The sequence below is a fragment of the uncultured Pseudomonas sp. genome, from assembly GCF_943846705.1.
Taxonomy (GTDB): domain Bacteria; phylum Pseudomonadota; class Gammaproteobacteria; order Pseudomonadales; family Pseudomonadaceae; genus Aquipseudomonas.
This window is the reverse complement of sequence record NZ_OX044366.1, coordinates 1,413,568-1,428,703: the sequence shown is the minus strand read 5'-3', so window position 1 is coordinate 1,428,703 and position 15,136 is coordinate 1,413,568. Positions and strand designations below refer to the sequence as shown.

The window sequence follows — 15,136 nt, the reverse complement described above, 5'->3', positions numbered from 1 at the left end:
AGCCACCTCAGAGCTTCCAGAACGGCAGGCTAGCTTCGCGCAGGGCTTCTGCGCGGGTCAGGCCGATATCCGCGAGCTGCTGTGCATTGAGCTTGAGCAGGCCACGCCGCGTGCTCAACCGGCGCAGCAGTATTGTCCAGCGTGACATCGCCGGAGCATACGCCGCGCCCACCAACAGACGCGGTGACACATCGTGCGGCTGCCCTTGCTGAGCCAAGGTCAACCGAACATCGCTTAAACCATTCATCTCCTTGCTCCTGAAATTTAATCATTGCGAGGCTTGATAATGGTCTTACGCAGAAAAGCATGACAGATTCAAAAAACACATATTAAATCCATACAGAAATCCTATCTCGGCTACTGAATTGTGAAAATCAGCCGCATCTGTACTGGTTTAACTTCAAGTGAAAACTGCATCATTTGCACGCCGGAGCCTGTATGAGCCTTTATGTCGACCTCGCCACCATGCTCAGCGCGCGTATTGAACAAGGCTTGTACCGCCCTGGTGATCGCCTACCGTCGGTGCGTGCACTGAGCGTTGAGCACGGTGTCAGCCTAAGCACCGTGCAGCAGGCTTATCGTCACCTTGAGGATCAAGGCATGGCGACGCCACGACCCAAGTCAGGCTATTTCGTACCGCCAAGCCGCAAAAAACCCGAACTGCCGATCGTCAGCCGCGCTGCACAGCGTCCGCTGGATGTCTCGCAGTGGGATCACGTACTGGAGCTGATCAGCATTCCACCCGGCAGCAACATTCTGCAGCTAGGTCGCGGCATGCCGGACATCAGCAGCGCCACCCTAAAACCCCTGCTGCGTTCGATGTCGCGCCTGAGCCGGCGGCAAAGCGTGAAAGAGCTCAGCTACGGCTGCATCAATGGCGACCCGGCCCTGCGTGAGCAAATTTCGCGACTGATGCTCGACTCGGGCTGCCAAATCCCGGCCGAAGACATCGTCACCACCACTGGCTGCCACGAGGCCCTCTCCGCCGCCATTTGCGCCACCTGCAAGCCCGGCGACGTAGTGGCGGTTGACTCGCCCAGTTTCCATGGCGTGATGCAGGCGCTTAAAGGCTTTGGCATGAAGGCCTTGGAACTGCCCACCGACCCGCTCACCGGCATCAGCCTGGAGGCGCTGGAGCTCGCACTGGAGCAGTGGCCAATCAAAGCCATCCAGCTCACCCCAACCTGTAACAATCCGCTCGGCTACATCATGCCGGACGCCAACAAGCGCGCGCTGATCGCCCTGGCCCAGCGTTTTGACGTGGCGATTATCGAAGATGATGTGTATGGCGAGCTGGCCTACAGCTACCCGCGACCGCGCACCATCAAATCCTATGACGAAGACGGTCGGGTGCTGCTGTGCAGCTCATTTTCGAAAACCCTGGCACCCGGCCTGCGGATCGGCTGGATCGCGCCCGGGCGCTACCTGCAAAAGATTCTGCACCTGAAATACATCGGCACCGGCATGGCCGCGCAACTGCCACAACTGGCCCTGGCCGAGTTCATCAGCGGCGGCCATTACGAGCCACACTTGCGCCGCATGCGCAGCCAGTACGCACGCAACCGTGACGTGATGATTGATTGGGTAAGCCGCTATTTCCCGCCAGGCACACGCGTCAGCCAACCTGACGGTGGTTTTATGCTGTGGATTGAGTTGGACCGCCAATTCGACAGTCAGCGCCTGAACCGCGCCCTGCTGCCACACGCGATCCAAATTGCGCCGGGCAGCATCTTCTCGGCGGCAGGTAAATACCGTAATTGCTTGCGCATGAACTACTCGGCACGACCCAGCGCGGAGCTCGAAGCAGCTGTGCGCCAGGTCGGCAGTACGGTCAGCGCGCTGCTCGCCGACTGCGGTTAATCGCTACCTGCGGTGGCGACCAGTGGCTCACCGAAACCCGAGTTGCGCCAGGCGAGCACCACGAAAACCGCCGCCCCCAGCGCCATCATCATCGGCAGTGCGTGGCCGCTAACCCACTGGCTGACGGCACCGGTACTCAACGGCCCGATCAGACAGCCCAGCCCCCACAGCTGGGCGACATGGGCGTTGGCGCGCACCAGCTCGTCGTCGCGGTAACGCTCACCGATCAAAATTAACGACAAGGTGAACAGCCCGCCAGCGCTGGCGCCGAACGCCACCAGTACCGGCCAGATCAACACCGTGTGCAGCGTCAGCGGGATTGCCAAACTGGAGACCAGCAACACCACGCCACAGCCGCGGAACAGCATCTGCCGCGACACACGATCCGCCATCCAGCCAATCGGCAGCTGCAATGCGGCATCGCCGACCACCACCACGCTGACCATCAGCAGGGCGATGTCCTGAGTGAAACCCTGGCGCAGGCCATAGATCGGCAACAGGGTCAGCATCATCGCTTCGAACGCGGCAAACAGCATCACCGCCCAGGCAATCGCCGGCAACTTACGACAGAACGCCGGCAGACCACGCCCTGATGCGCTGCGTCCGTCTACCGCAGGTGCGCCTGTGCGCCCCAGCAACAGCAGCGAGCCGCCGATCAGCAGGACGACTCCGGACCAGAAGCCGCTGTCACTTTCGGTACCCAGCGCGGTCAGCAACAACGGGCCACACAGCTGGCTGAGTGCGTAGCCAGTGCCATACAGCGCCACCAGCCGGCCACGCCATTTTTCCACGGCCAGCTGGTTGATCCAGCTTTCACCGAGGATAAATACCACCGTCAGCGCCACGCCGAGAAACAGGCGCAAGCCGAGCCACACCGCATAACTCTGCACCAGCGCCAACCCGGCAACCGACAAGGCACCTAGCAATAAACACAGCTGCATCAGCCTAGCGGTGCCCAAGCGCGCCGCCAGCCGCCCGGCCAGCGATGCGCCGAGCAGAATACCCACCGCCGGCGTTGCCGCCATCACACCGATGGCAAACGAGTCGTAGCCCCACGCTTCAAGGCGCAGCGACACCAAAGGCATGGTCACCCCAAGCGCCAGGCCGATGCTGATGACCGCCGAACAGACGGCGAAATAGGTACCCCAACGCATTGCCAGACTCCTTGCTGTCGTGGCCGCTGCAAACAAAACGGCCGGGCTTCCTAAGGAAACCCGGCCGCAGGTGTGGCTACTAGAGCCGAGCCTCTGTGGGGAAGGTAGACCTTGGGCAGTGCCCCGCCTACTACCCCGAAATCACGCTGTTACAGCTTGATCCAGGTGGCTTTGATTTCAGTGTACTTGTCGAACGCATGCAGCGACTTGTCGCGGCCGTTGCCCGACTGCTTGTAACCACCAAACGGCGCGGTCATGTCCCCACCGTCGTACTGGTTGACCCACATGCTGCCAACACGCAGCGCCTTGGCCGCCAGATGGGCCTTGGACAGGTTGCTGGTCCAGATCGCCGCCGCCAGACCGTAGATGCTGTCGTTGGCGATCTGAATCGCTTCCTCAGTGCTGTCGAAGGCAATCACCGTCAATACCGGGCCGAAAATCTCTTCCTGAGCGATGCGCATGGCGTTGTGGGCGTCATCGAAGATGGTCGGCTCAACATACATGCCGCCCGTCTCTTCCAGAACGCGCTTGCCGCCGCAGAGCAGCTTGGCCTGATCCGCGTGACCCGTCTCGATATAACCGAGTACCGAGTTCAGATGGCCCGCATCGACCAGCGCGCCGACCTTGGTGTCTGGGTCCAGTGCGTGGCCGGCTTTCCAGCCCTGCATGGCTTCCACCACCATCGGCATAAACTGATCCTTGATCGAGCGCTCCACCAGCAGGCGCGAACCCGCGGTGCACATCTCGCCCTGATTAAAGCAAATCGCCGCCGCCGCCGCTTCAGCCGCTGCCTTGAGATCCGGCGCATCGGCGAAGACGATGTTGGCGCTCTTACCGCCGGCTTCCAGCCAAACGCGCTTCATGTTCGATTCGCCGGCGTAGATCATCAGCTGCTTGGCGATCTTGGTCGAACCGGTGAACACCAGGGTGTCGACATCCATATGCAGGGCCAAAGCCTTGCCCACGGTGTGACCGTAACCCGGCAGCACGTTGAGCACGCCTGCTGGAATACCCGCCTCAAGCGCCAACTGGGCCAGACGCAGTGCAGTGAGTGGCGACTTCTCCGACGGTTTGACGATTACCGAGTTACCGGTGGACAGCGCCGGGCCGAGCTTCCAGCAGGTCATGATCATCGGGAAGTTCCACGGCACGATGGCCGCGACTACGCCCACCGCCTCACGGGTCACCAGTCCCAGCTCGTCATGCGGGGTGGCGGCGACTTCGTCGTAGATCTTGTCGACGGCTTCACCGCTCCAGCGGATGGCACGCGATGCACCCGGCACATCGACACCGAGGGAGTCGCTGATCGGCTTACCCATGTCGAGGGTTTCCAGCAGGGCCAGCTCCTCGGCATGCTGATCCATCAGGTCAGCGAAACGAATCATGATGCGCTTGCGTTGCACCGGTGCCATACGCGACCAGACACCAGACTCGAAGGTGGCGCGCGCATCCGCTACGGCCAGTTCGGCGTCGGCCAGATCACAGCTGGCGACTTGACCCAGCAGGCGGCCATCGACCGGGCTGATGCACTCAAAGGTGTCACCCGAAACCGCCGCGCGGTACTCGCCATGAACAAAGGCGCGCCCTTCGATTTTCAGATTCTTGGCACGCTGCTCCCAATCGGCACGAGTCAGGTTAGTCATTCGAACATCCTCTATCGCTAGTAAAGCGCCGCAGGTCGGCCGCACGCGCTGTCAATTATTTTGCATGGGTTTAACAAACCCAATCGTGCCGGCAACACTAAACTAGCGGCCTGCGTAGTTCCAATATTTTTTACAAATAGAGGCAAAGCTGCCTTGTTATGTGCGCTTTATTAAACATAGACTGCCGAAATTACCATTCAACTGAAAACGAGCCTGACTGGACCTTCTTATGAACATTGAGCAGATCGTCGACTTCGCCCAAGCCACCACCACCCCAGAGCATTACCGCCCGGCCGCAGAAAAAGTCCTTGCAGGCGACCCCGAGCAAAGTGTGCGCAACCACTACGGCAGCCCGTGCGGTCAATTCAACGCCGGTATCTGGGAAGGCGGCATCGGCCACTGGACCATCAACTACACCGAGCACGAGTACTGCGAAATTCTCCAGGGCGTCTCGGTATTGCGCGATAAGGATGGCAACGCCAAGACCCTGCGCGCCGGCGACCGCTTTGTGATCCCCGCTGGCTTTTCCGGCACCTGGGAAGTACTGGAGCCATGCCGCAAGGTCTATGTGATCTTCGAGCAAGCCAGCAGCTGATCACTCTCCATGCACCACCCTTTTGCCCGCCTTGCGCGGGCTTTTTATCGCCTGCGATTCAGGGCAGCCACCCTCAAGGGCCGTTGCTAGGCGACGTTAAACACCACCCCAGGCAATCTCTAAATGCCTGGGGGTTTTCCAGGCCAAATCACAGGCAAGAAAAAACCCGCCATAAGGCGGGTTTTTTCGGCAAGGAGCCAGATCAATTACTTGATCTTGCCTTCCTTGTAGATCACGTGCTTACGCACAACCGGATCGAATTTTTTAATTTCGATTTTGTCCGGAGTGGTGCGCTTGTTTTTGTCGGTAGTGTAGAAGTGACCAGTACCGGCACTCGAGATCAAACGGATCAATTCACGCATGACTTTCCCCTTAAACCTTTTCGCCGCGAGCACGCAGCTCGGACAGAACGACGTCAATACCACGCTTGTCGATGCAACGCATGCCTTTGGCAGAAACGCGCAGACGGACGAAACGGTTCTCAGACTCGACCCAGAAGCGGTGATGCTGCAGGTTCGGCAGGAAACGACGACGGGTTTTGTTGTTTGCGTGGGAAATGTTATTCCCAGTTACCGGACCCTTACCGGTAACTTGACAGACTCTCGACATGCCTCAGCCCTCTAAAACCACATGCCCAACCCGGCATGGGTTGGCCGCTAATATTCAATCTTGGCGCGCAGCGCCGCGTATCTCGAGGGTCTTACCGGCCGTACCTGAAAGCGCAAGAACCGGGCCCCTACAAAAGAGCGCTGCTTTATACCAGAAAGCCCAAAGCGCAACAAGAATAAACGTACTTTTCCTACTCAAGCCCTGCCGCCATTTCCCGCCGCTAAGCCAGCTATTGGTAGGGATAACGCAGCTCGACCGCTCGTCGCCAAGATTGATTGCCCTGCTGCCAAGTAATGGCCTAGGGTAAAGCGTTCACCTACGGCCACCCTAGGAGTTTGCCATGCGCCTCGCCTTCCTACCGCTGCTGCTCGCCCCCCTATTGGCGCCTGCACTGGCCCAAGCCAGCACCCTCAGCGTCTGTACCGAAGCCAGCCCGGATGGTTTCGACGTGGTGCAGTACAACTCCCTGACCACCACCAACGCGTCAGCTGACGTATTGATGAACCGCCTAGTGGATTTCGACGCAACCAGCGGCACTCTGCAGCCAAGCCTGGCGCAAGCCTGGGACGTTAGCGCGGACGGCCTGACCTATAGCTTCACCCTGCGCCCTGATGTGAGCTTTCACCGCACTGCCTACTTCACCCCCAGCCGCACCCTGAACGCGGATGACGTGCTGTTCAGCTTTCAGCGCATGCTCGAGCCGGCCCACCCCTGGCACAAGGTCGCGGCCAGTGGCTATCCGCACGCACAATCGATGCAGCTGCCCAGCCTGATCAAACGCCTCGATAAAACCGGCGAACACAGCTTGCGCTTCACCCTTAACAACCCGGATGCGACCTTCCTGGCCACCTTGAGCATGGGTTTCGCGTCGATCTACTCCGCCGAGTACGCCGCGCAACTATTGGCTGCCGGCACTCCGGAAAAGCTCAACAGCCAGCCAATTGGCAGCGGCCCGTTTGTCTTCAAACGCTTTCAGAAAGACGCCAGCGTGCGCTACAGCGCCAACCCGGACTACTTCGCTGACAAGCCCGACGTGGACAATCTGATCTTCGCCATCACCCCAGACGCTAACGTACGCCTGCAAAAACTGCGGCGTGGCGAGTGCCATATCGCGCTGTCGCCAAAACCCCAGGATGTGACGACTATTGCTGGCGATAACAACCTACAGAGCGTGCATACCGCGGCCTTTATGACCGCCTTCGTCGGCATCAACAGCCAGCATCCGCCACTGGACCAGGCCGCGGTACGCCAGGCCATCAACCTGGCCTTCGACAAAACCAGCTACCTGCAAGCCGTGTTTGAGAACAGCGCCGAAGCAGCTAATGGCCCCTACCCGCCAAACACCTGGAGCTACGCCAGCGAACTGCCCGGGTATGCCTATGACCCAGAACAAGCCCGCCAGTTGCTGAAAGCAGCCGGGCTGGCTGACGGCTTCAGCACCACCATCTGGACTCGCCCCAGCGGCAGCGTGCTCAACCCCAACCCAAACCTCGGCGCACAGTTGCTGCAAGCCGACCTGGACAAGATCGGCATCAAGGCCGAGATTCGCGTGATCGAATGGGGCGAGCTGATTCGCCGCGCCAAAGCCGGTGAACACGACCTGCTATTCATGGGCTGGGCCGGTGATAACGGCGATCCCGACAACTTCCTCACACCGCAGTTTTCCTGCGCCTCGGTTGAATCCGGGCTGAACTTCGCGCGCTACTGCGACCCGCAACTGGACCAGCTGATCGCCGATGGCAAACGCACCAGCGATCAGGACCAGCGCAGCCAGCTGTACAAGCAAGCGCAACAGATCATCCAACAGCAAGCGCTGTGGCTACCACTGGCTCACCCGACCGCCTTCGCGCTGACGCGCAAGCAAGTCCAGGGCTATCAGGTTAATCCGTTCGGCCGGCAAGACTTCGCCAAGGTTCGCCTAGCACCCTGAAACCTAGAGCCAACCGTACTCGGCCATCGACAGCGGCTCGCCGTCGCCGACGATAAAGTGGTCGAGTACGCGCACATCCACCAACTCCAGCGCCTCTTTCAGGCGGCGCGTCAGTACGCGATCCGCCTGACTGGGTTCGGCAACCCCGGACGGGTGGTTATGGGTCAGAATCAACGCCGCAGCATTATGTGCAAGCGCACGTTTAACCACCTGGCGGGGATAAACGCTGGCACTGTCGATGGAGCCATGAAACAGCGCCTCGAACGCCAGCACACGGTGCTTGGCATCAAGAAACAGGCAGCCGAATACCTCATGGGGCTCATGGCGTAATAACGCCTTGAGGTAATCGCGCACCGCCTGCGGACTCTCCAGCGCCGAATCGCGGCGCAATTGCTCGGCAAGATGACGCCGGGCCATCTCCAGCACGGCCTGTAACTGGGCAAATTTGGCCGGCCCCAGACCCAGGCGCTGGCTGAACGAAGGTAAATCCGCCTGCAACAGCGCGCGCAAGCTGCCAAAGTCGCCGAGCAGATGGCGCGCCAGGTCCACCGCGCTTTGCCCGGCCACCCCCGTACGCAAGAAAATCGCCAGCAATTCCGCATCAGTCAGGGTGCTAGCGCCCTGGGCCAAGAGCTTCTCCCGCGGGCGCTCGGCCGCAGGCCAGTCACGAATACTCATCACACCTCCTTGTGTTATCAGACGCGGCAAACTGCCTCACCTACGTGCCGCAAAGCCAAGCCTGGCAAGCGTTTGGCAGCACTACTCGACTGCAGGCTCTGTGCTATCGTAGCCCAACTTTTGCGCAGCGCCTGGCCTGGGGAGGTGTCGGCGCGGCGTTCTAACCCTCTTTGACAAAAGCCATTTTCATATAAGGCAGGCCTATGCAGCGGCTGTATCGGAAACGCATCATTGTTGGCGTGGGCGGCGGTATTGCCGCGTATAAAAGTGCTGAGCTGATTCGCCGACTCAAGGACCAGGACGCCGATGTACGGGTGGTCATGACCAAAGGTGGTCGGGAATTCATCACCCCGCTGACCCTGCAAGCCTTGTCCGGGCATCCGGTGCACCTCGACCTGCTCGACCCTGAAGCAGAAGCGGCCATGGGCCATATCGAGCTCGCACGCTGGGCCGATCTGGTCTTGATCGCACCAGCCACCGCCGACCTGATGGCACGCCTGGCCCAGGGCGTGGCCGATGACCTGCTGACCACTCTGGTGCTGGCCACCGATGCGCCGGTGGCCCTGGCTCCGGCGATGAACCAGGGCATGTGGCGCGACCCGGCGACCCAAGCCAATGCGGCGCTGCTGAGCGCCCGCGGCCTGCACCTGTTTGGCCCCGCCGCTGGCAGCCAAGCCTGTGGCGATGTCGGCCTGGGTCGCATGCTGGAGGCCGAGCAGCTGGTGCAATGCGCCGCCGACTGCTTCCAGAATCAAGCGCTGACCGGCAAGCATGTGTTGATTACCGCCGGGCCGACCCAGGAAAACATCGACCCCGTGCGCTATATCACCAACCACAGCTCCGGCAAAATGGGTTTCGCCCTCGCCGAAGCAGCGGCCGAAGCCGGGGCTAAAGTCACCCTGATCAGCGGCCCGGTGCACCTGCCCACGCCTGAGCGCGTCACCCGCATCAACGTCACCAGCGCCCGCGACATGCTCGCCGCCTGCGAAGCCGCGATGCCCTGCGACCTGCTCATTGCCGCTGCGGCAGTGGCCGATTACCGCCCGGAAGTGGTCGCCCAGCACAAATTGAAGAAAGACCCCAGCAGTGGCGACGGGTTACTCCTGCAAATGGTGCGTAACCCGGATATTCTCGCCACTCTGGCCACGCGCGCTGATCGCCCGTTCAGCGTTGGCTTCGCCGCCGAAACCGAGAACCTGCTGGAGTACGCCTCGCGCAAACTCAAGGACAAGAACCTCGACCTGATCGTCGCCAACGACGTGGCCAACCCGAACATCGGCTTCAATAGCGAAGAAAACGCCATCACCATCATCGACCGTGAGTTACAACAGAGCAGTTTCGCCCAGACCAGCAAAAGCAAGATCGCCCGCCAACTGGTGAGCTTTATCGCCGAACGCCTGGCCCGCAGCTGACGCCCCACTCACCGACCACAGAGCCTGATATGCACGCCTTACAAGCCAAAATTCTCGACCCCCGCCTGGGCAACGAATTCCCCCTGCCGCACTACGCCACGCCTGGCTCTGCGGGCCTCGACCTGCGCGCCATGCTCAAGCAGGAGCTGGTACTCGAACCTGGGCAAACCGTGCTGATTCCCACCGGCCTGTCGATCTATATTGGCGACCCTGGCCTGGCCGCGATGATCCTGCCGCGCTCGGGCCTTGGCCATAAACATGGCATTGTGCTTGGCAACCTGGTCGGCCTGATCGACTCGGACTACCAGGGCGAGTTGATGGTGTCCTGCTGGAACCGTGGCCAGAGCGCCTTCACTATCACCATTGGTGAACGTATCGCTCAACTGATTCTGGTTCCGGTGGTGCAGGCGCACTTCGAGCTGGTCGAGCAGTTCGATGAGAGCCAACGCGGCGCCGGCGGCTTCGGCCACTCCGGTAGCCAATGATTGCCCCAAGCTAATTCCAGGATGAATGACCGAGGAGACGCGGCATGAAACTCTTCACGCGCACGGCCAAGGATGCAGGCGCGCTTAGCCCTAGCGCCCAATTAATCAGCGCGCCCGACAAACGGAAAGCCGCTGAAAAGCGCTTAAACGCCTTGCTGCCGGGCATGCTGGCGGCTTTTATCGGCATCATCCTGGCCGGCGCACTGTTGTGGTTCGGCCCGCTCAACAGCGCCTATCAACAGCAACTGCAGCAGCTCAGCCAGGCCTGGGGCGGCGGCCAGGCGACCGTGCTGCAGAAAGCCCTGCTGCAACTGAGTGCCGACACTCAGGCCGCCGCACGCAACCCACAACTGCTGCAAGCCCTGCAAAGCCAGGATATCGACCAGGTGCGCGCCGCCGAGCGCAACCTCACGTACTGGCACGGCGTGGTCGACGCTCACCTCAACGCGCGCAACCAGGCTGTGCAGGACATGGGCCGCAGCGCACCGATGAATTTTGCCGCTTTGGACATGCTGCGCCGCGTCGAAAACGGCCAAACCCCGCCACCTGAAGCCTACAAAGTGGGCCAGCGCTGGCTGGTTTACAGCGCTGCGCCGTTGCGCCTGAGCGACGGTGAGCCGCTGCATGGCACCCTGCTCCTGGCCGTAGACCTAGAGCGCTTGCTCGCCAGCCTGCCGCTGATGCCGGCAGAAATTGGCCAAATCCAACTGATTCAGCAGTTCAACAACACCGCCGCCCAAGTATTAGCGCAACGCGGCCAGGCTCAAGGTACCGCGCAGACATTCAGCACCGGCAACCCCAACTGGACGATCAGCTTCACCCCTGGCCCCTCGTTGACCAGCCCGGTATTTTCGCCAGTGCTGCTGGCCATCGCCGGACTGCTGGCCCTGGCCGGCGCGATTGTCGGGCTTTATCTGCAGCAGAGCAGCCTGCAACGCCGCCTGCGTAACGACGTAGAACAACTGAGCCAGATGCTTAAAACGCTGGCTGCGGGCAAGACCGTCAAAGCCTTCAGCCTGAGCCTGCCCGCCTTAGATATACTTGCGCAGAGCCTGGCACGCATGCCACGCCGCGCCAGCGAGCAGACTACGCCACCGGCGTCCAATACCGCTGCCGCCAACCCGGAACGCAACGCCCCCCGGCAAGCGCCGGCAAGCGCCATGCTCGACCCCCGGTTTCAGGACACTGACATTCTCGATATCGATATTCTCGACGAAGACCAGGACCTGTTCGGCCTCGATGAGCCAACACCTATGCCCATACAGACAAAAGCCCCTACGCTACCGGCGGATATCTTCCGCGCCTACGATATTCGCGGCATCGTCGGCCGCACCCTGAATGCCGAAACCGCCTACTGGATTGGCCGCGCCATCGGCTCACAGAGCATCGCTCAGGGCGAACCGAACATAGCCGTCGGGCGCGACGGGCGCCTGTCCGGCCCAGAGCTGGCGCAGCAGCTGATCCAGGGCCTGCTTGATTGCGGCTGTACCGTCAGCGATGTCGGCATGGTGCCGACGCCCGTGGTGTATTACGCCGGACATATCCTCACCGGCAAATCCGCAGTGATGCTCACCGGTAGCCATAATCCGAGCGACTACAACGGTTTCAAAATTGTCATCGCCGGCGACACCCTGGCCAATGAGCAGATTCAGGCGCTGAAAGCGCGTATCGATAACAACGACCTGATCAGCGGCGTCGGCACAGTTGAACAAATCGATGTGCTGGCGAACTACTTCAACCAGATTCGCGATGACATCGCCATGGCCAAACCCATGCGCGTGGTGGTCGACTGCGGCAACGGCGTAGCCGGGGTGATCGCTCCGCAGCTGATCGAAGCCCTGGGCTGCTCGGTGATCCCGCTGTACTGTGAAGTCGATGGCAATTTCCCCAATCACCATCCAGATCCCGGCAAACCGGAGAACCTGGTCGACCTGATCGCCAAAGTGAAAAGCGAAAACGCCGATATCGGCCTGGCCTTCGACGGCGACGGTGATCGCGTCGGCGTGGTGACCAATACCGGCACCATCGTCTACCCAGATCGCCTGTTGATGCTGTTCGCCAAGGACGTGGTGTCGCGCAACCCGGGTGCCGATATTATCTTCGACGTCAAATGCACGCGCCGCCTGACCCCGCTGATCAGCGGCTACGGCGGCCGCCCGGTGATGTGGAAAACCGGTCACTCGCTGATCAAGAAGAAAATGAAAGAAACCGGCGCGTTGCTGGCCGGCGAAATGAGTGGGCATATTTTCTTCAAGGAGCGCTGGTTCGGCTTTGACGACGGCATCTATGCCGCCGCCCGCCTGCTGGAAATCCTCAGCCAGGATCGCCGCGACGCCGAGCATGTGTTCAGCGCCTTCCCCAACGACATCTCGACCCCGGAAATCAACATCCAGGTCACCGAGCAGAGCAAGTTCAGCATCATCGAACAGCTGCAGCGCGATGGTGTATGGGGCGAAGGCAATATCACCAACCTCGATGGCGTGCGCGTCGACTACCCCAAAGGCTGGGGCCTGGTGCGCGCCTCCAATACCACGCCAGTGCTGGTATTGCGCTTTGAGGCGGAAACCGAAGAGGAACTCGAACGCATCAAGGAAGTCTTCCGTGCGCAGCTATACAGCGCCGCGCCTGACCTCGACTTGCCGTTCTGATTGATTAGTCAATTTCTACTGGAGCCCTGCATGACTCTCGAACTAGATGCCGCCACCAACGTCGCCAAAGTACTCTCCGAAGCATTGCCCTATATCCGCCGCTTCGTGGGCAAAACCCTGGTGATCAAATACGGCGGCAACGCCATGGAAAGCGAAGAGCTCAAGCAAGGCTTCGCCCGTGACATCGTGCTGATGAAGGCCGTGGGCATCAACCCGGTGGTGGTGCACGGCGGCGGCCCGCAAATTGGCGACCTGCTCAAGCGCCTGTCGATCGAGAGTCATTTCGTCGACGGCATGCGCGTGACCGACACCGCGACCATGGATGTGGTAGAAATGGTCCTCGGCGGCCAGGTCAACAAAAGCATCGTCAACCTGATCAACCAGCATGGCGGCAGCGCCATCGGCCTGACCGGTAAGGATGCCCAGCTGATCCGCGCCAAGAAGCTCAAGGTCAGCCGACAAACGCCGGAAATGACCCAACCGGAAATCATCGATATCGGCCATGTCGGTGAAGTCACCGGGATCAATACCGACCTGCTCAACATGCTGGTCAAGGGCGACTTCATTCCGGTCATCGCACCAATCGGCGTTGGCGCGAACGGCGAGTCCTACAACATCAATGCCGACTTGGTCGCCGGCAAAGTCGCCGAAGCACTGCAAGCTGAGAAACTGATGCTGCTGACCAATATCGCCGGCCTGATGGACAAGCAAGGCGATGTGCTCACCGGCCTGACCACCGCGCAGGTGGATGGCCTGATCGCCGACGGCACCATCTACGGCGGCATGCTGCCGAAAATCCGTTGCGCCTTGGAAGCGGTACAAGGCGGCGTCACCAGCGCGCACATCATCGATGGCCGTGTACCCAATGCGGTGCTGCTGGAAATCTTCACTGACAGCGGCGTGGGCACCCTCATCTGCAACCGCGAACAGCCCTAAGGCCTAGCAGAGCCAGCCATGCTCACTGATCGTGGCTGATTCACCCGCCTGATAGCTTGCTGCATCCCTTGCAGCAAGCGCTATCAACACCGAAGCTCAGCGACTAAGCACTGCCAGCCGAGGTCTACCACATGCCACCCATACCTTCCCGAGAAGCCTTCAGCTTTTTCCACACGCTGCGTGTGCGCTGGGCAGAGGTCGACCCGCAAAGCATCGTGTTCAACGGTCACTACCTGACCTATGCCGATGTCGCCATCACCGAATATTTTCGCGCGCTGGGCATGCGCTACCCAGATGACCTGGGCCGTGACGGCAATGACTTCTTCGCGATCAAGACCGTACTGGAGTACCTAGCCCCCGCACGCTTCGACGATGAGCTGCAGATCGGCATTCGCGTCTCTCGCCTGGGTCGATCGAGCTTGAGTTTTGCCATGGGCATCTGGCGTGGGGAGCAGGTGCTGACCAGCGGTGAAGTGATTTACGTCCACGCAGATAGCGCAACCCGTAGTAGCAGCCCGCTACCGGCATGGCTGAGAGAAAGGCTGCTGGCCTTCGAGCGCTACGCGCCGCAACTATCAGCGATCAATGGCGCCCCAGCAGAACCTTGAGCCGATCACGGTCGGCATTAAAGCTGCTGTCCGCCGCCTTGCGCGCAGCCTGATAGCGCAAGATGTCGCTTTTGAGGCGTTCCTGCTCGATTTTTTGACTGTCGATTTGCGCCAGTAAATGTGCTGGCACTGCACGCCCTGCGCGCTCATGGTTGGCTGCCTGGCTTTGCAGGTTGGCCTGCTGAGTGCGCACCGACTGCAAATTGCCGCGCGCCACACCAATCAGGCCATCCAGCTCGGCCAGCTTGCGCTGGCGCGCGCGCTCCACGTCTTCCGGGGTGCTGTAAAAGCGCAACAATTGCGCATCAGAGCTGGCGCGCGCCTTCTCCGCCAGGATGTGCTTCATTTCTTCAGCGGTAGGGGCCGGCGGGATTACTTTAATCACCCGGCCCTGATCGTTCAGCACCTCATAACCCTTGCCGATGTGCTCAGGCGGCACGCCCTGGCGGCTTAATACGGTGGTTCCCCGATCATCGACATAGCGGTACAACTCGGTTGCACCTGCCACAACCGGCAACAGTAGGCCAAGCAACAGCGAACAGCGGGTCAGGGCAGACTTATGCACACGCAGCACCTTA

15 protein-coding genes are annotated in these 15,136 nt (G+C 60.6%); 8 read left to right on the top strand and 7 right to left on the bottom strand.

Annotated elements, in window-relative coordinates:
• Nucleotides 1-7 precede the first annotated feature (7 nt).
• Nucleotides 8-247 (bottom strand): DUF1127 domain-containing protein, encoded by a 240-nt coding sequence (locus tag Q0V31_RS06830; RefSeq protein ID WP_298186021.1) that lies wholly within the window; start codon nucleotides 245-247, stop codon nucleotides 8-10.
• Nucleotides 248-438: 191 nt separating this feature from the next.
• Between Q0V31_RS06830 and Q0V31_RS06825 the strand changes: the two genes are divergently transcribed.
• Nucleotides 439-1,860, top strand: coding sequence for a PLP-dependent aminotransferase family protein (locus Q0V31_RS06825; protein ID WP_298186019.1), 1,422 nt, complete (start codon nucleotides 439-441; stop codon nucleotides 1,858-1,860).
• Here Q0V31_RS06825 and Q0V31_RS06820 read toward each other — a convergent pair.
• Both Q0V31_RS06820 and Q0V31_RS06815 read right to left on the bottom strand, forming a co-directional pair.
• Nucleotides 1,857-3,014: an MFS transporter gene (locus Q0V31_RS06820; protein WP_298186017.1), complete on the bottom strand. Its 1,158-nt coding sequence runs from the start codon at nucleotides 3,012-3,014 to the stop codon at nucleotides 1,857-1,859. The two genes, Q0V31_RS06825 and Q0V31_RS06820, sit on opposite strands and share 4 nt — an antisense overlap.
• 149 nt (nucleotides 3,015-3,163) lie before the next feature.
• Nucleotides 3,164-4,657: an aldehyde dehydrogenase gene (locus Q0V31_RS06815; protein WP_298186015.1), complete on the bottom strand. Its 1,494-nt coding sequence runs from the start codon at nucleotides 4,655-4,657 to the stop codon at nucleotides 3,164-3,166.
• 229 nt (nucleotides 4,658-4,886) lie between these two features.
• On the opposite strand from Q0V31_RS06815, the gene Q0V31_RS06810 reads away from it, so the two are divergent.
• Nucleotides 4,887-5,252, top strand: coding sequence for a cupin domain-containing protein (locus Q0V31_RS06810; RefSeq protein ID WP_298186012.1), 366 nt, complete (start codon nucleotides 4,887-4,889; stop codon nucleotides 5,250-5,252).
• A 206-nt stretch (nucleotides 5,253-5,458) separates the two neighbouring features.
• Here the strand turns inward: Q0V31_RS06810 and rpmG are convergent, their stop codons facing one another.
• Entirely contained in the window at nucleotides 5,459-5,614 is a 156-nt protein-coding gene (rpmG, locus tag Q0V31_RS06805; RefSeq protein WP_007894709.1) for a 50S ribosomal protein L33, read from the bottom strand.
• Between the two features lie 10 nt (nucleotides 5,615-5,624).
• A complete protein-coding gene (rpmB, locus tag Q0V31_RS06800) occupies nucleotides 5,625-5,861 on the bottom strand; it encodes a 50S ribosomal protein L28 (RefSeq protein ID WP_090240685.1) in 237 nt (78 codons plus the stop codon).
• A gap of 340 nt (nucleotides 5,862-6,201) precedes the next feature.
• Here rpmB and Q0V31_RS06795 point away from each other — a divergent pair, with 340 nt between their 5' ends.
• Nucleotides 6,202-7,791 (top strand): ABC transporter substrate-binding protein, encoded by a 1,590-nt coding sequence (locus Q0V31_RS06795; protein WP_298186004.1) that lies wholly within the window; start codon nucleotides 6,202-6,204, stop codon nucleotides 7,789-7,791.
• Between the two features lie 3 nt (nucleotides 7,792-7,794).
• Here the strand turns inward: Q0V31_RS06795 and radC are convergent, their stop codons facing one another.
• Nucleotides 7,795-8,469 (bottom strand): DNA repair protein RadC, encoded by a 675-nt coding sequence (gene radC / locus Q0V31_RS06790; protein ID WP_298186000.1) that lies wholly within the window; start codon nucleotides 8,467-8,469, stop codon nucleotides 7,795-7,797.
• Between the two features lie 203 nt (nucleotides 8,470-8,672).
• Here radC and coaBC point away from each other — a divergent pair, with 203 nt between their 5' ends.
• From coaBC to Q0V31_RS06765, 5 genes are all read left to right on the top strand, one after another.
• Nucleotides 8,673-9,881: a bifunctional phosphopantothenoylcysteine decarboxylase/phosphopantothenate--cysteine ligase CoaBC gene (gene coaBC, locus Q0V31_RS06785; RefSeq protein ID WP_298185996.1), complete on the top strand. Its 1,209-nt coding sequence runs from the start codon at nucleotides 8,673-8,675 to the stop codon at nucleotides 9,879-9,881.
• A 29-nt stretch (nucleotides 9,882-9,910) separates the two neighbouring features.
• Nucleotides 9,911-10,366: a dUTP diphosphatase gene (gene dut, locus Q0V31_RS06780; RefSeq protein ID WP_298185993.1), complete on the top strand. Its 456-nt coding sequence runs from the start codon at nucleotides 9,911-9,913 to the stop codon at nucleotides 10,364-10,366.
• A gap of 1,253 nt (nucleotides 10,367-11,619) precedes the next feature.
• Nucleotides 11,620-13,014 carry a phosphomannomutase/phosphoglucomutase gene (algC, locus tag Q0V31_RS06775; protein ID WP_298190940.1) on the top strand — a complete coding sequence of 465 codons (1,395 nt, stop codon included), beginning with the start codon at nucleotides 11,620-11,622 and terminating at the stop codon, nucleotides 13,012-13,014.
• A 30-nt stretch (nucleotides 13,015-13,044) separates the two neighbouring features.
• Nucleotides 13,045-13,950, top strand: coding sequence for an acetylglutamate kinase (gene argB / locus Q0V31_RS06770; protein ID WP_298185990.1), 906 nt, complete (start codon nucleotides 13,045-13,047; stop codon nucleotides 13,948-13,950).
• A gap of 131 nt (nucleotides 13,951-14,081) precedes the next feature.
• Nucleotides 14,082-14,558 carry a thioesterase family protein gene (locus tag Q0V31_RS06765; protein ID WP_298185987.1) on the top strand — a complete coding sequence of 159 codons (477 nt, stop codon included), beginning with the start codon at nucleotides 14,082-14,084 and terminating at the stop codon, nucleotides 14,556-14,558.
• Here the strand turns inward: Q0V31_RS06765 and Q0V31_RS06760 are convergent.
• Nucleotides 14,533-15,123 (bottom strand): DUF4124 domain-containing protein, encoded by a 591-nt coding sequence (locus Q0V31_RS06760; RefSeq protein ID WP_298185985.1) that lies wholly within the window; start codon nucleotides 15,121-15,123, stop codon nucleotides 14,533-14,535. The genes Q0V31_RS06765 and Q0V31_RS06760 overlap by 26 nt on opposite strands.
• Nucleotides 15,124-15,136: the final 13 nt, after the last annotated feature.

Excerpts from the sequence above, each read along its gene's own strand:
- dut (WP_298185993.1), top strand. The coding sequence starts at position 9,911 with ATGCACGCCTTACAAGCCAAAATTCTCGACCCCCGCCTGGGCAACGAA.
- Q0V31_RS06815 (WP_298186015.1), bottom strand. The coding sequence starts at position 4,657 with ATGACTAACCTGACTCGTGCCGATTGGGAGCAGCGTGCCAAGAATCTG.
- Q0V31_RS06810 (WP_298186012.1), top strand. The coding sequence starts at position 4,887 with ATGAACATTGAGCAGATCGTCGACTTCGCCCAAGCCACCACCACCCCA.
- argB (WP_298185990.1), top strand. The coding sequence starts at position 13,045 with ATGACTCTCGAACTAGATGCCGCCACCAACGTCGCCAAAGTACTCTCC.
- Q0V31_RS06830 (WP_298186021.1), bottom strand. The coding sequence starts at position 247 with ATGAATGGTTTAAGCGATGTTCGGTTGACCTTGGCTCAGCAAGGGCAG.
- radC (WP_298186000.1), bottom strand. The coding sequence starts at position 8,469 with ATGAGTATTCGTGACTGGCCTGCGGCCGAGCGCCCGCGGGAGAAGCTC.
- Q0V31_RS06795 (WP_298186004.1), top strand. The coding sequence starts at position 6,202 with ATGCGCCTCGCCTTCCTACCGCTGCTGCTCGCCCCCCTATTGGCGCCT.
- rpmB (WP_090240685.1), bottom strand. The coding sequence starts at position 5,861 with ATGTCGAGAGTCTGTCAAGTTACCGGTAAGGGTCCGGTAACTGGGAAT.
- coaBC (WP_298185996.1), top strand. The coding sequence starts at position 8,673 with ATGCAGCGGCTGTATCGGAAACGCATCATTGTTGGCGTGGGCGGCGGT.
- rpmG (WP_007894709.1), bottom strand. The coding sequence starts at position 5,614 with ATGCGTGAATTGATCCGTTTGATCTCGAGTGCCGGTACTGGTCACTTC.
- Q0V31_RS06825 (WP_298186019.1), top strand. The coding sequence starts at position 439 with ATGAGCCTTTATGTCGACCTCGCCACCATGCTCAGCGCGCGTATTGAA.
- Q0V31_RS06765 (WP_298185987.1), top strand. The coding sequence starts at position 14,082 with ATGCCACCCATACCTTCCCGAGAAGCCTTCAGCTTTTTCCACACGCTG.
- algC (WP_298190940.1), top strand. The coding sequence starts at position 11,620 with ATGCCCATACAGACAAAAGCCCCTACGCTACCGGCGGATATCTTCCGC.
- Q0V31_RS06820 (WP_298186017.1), bottom strand. The coding sequence starts at position 3,014 with ATGCGTTGGGGTACCTATTTCGCCGTCTGTTCGGCGGTCATCAGCATC.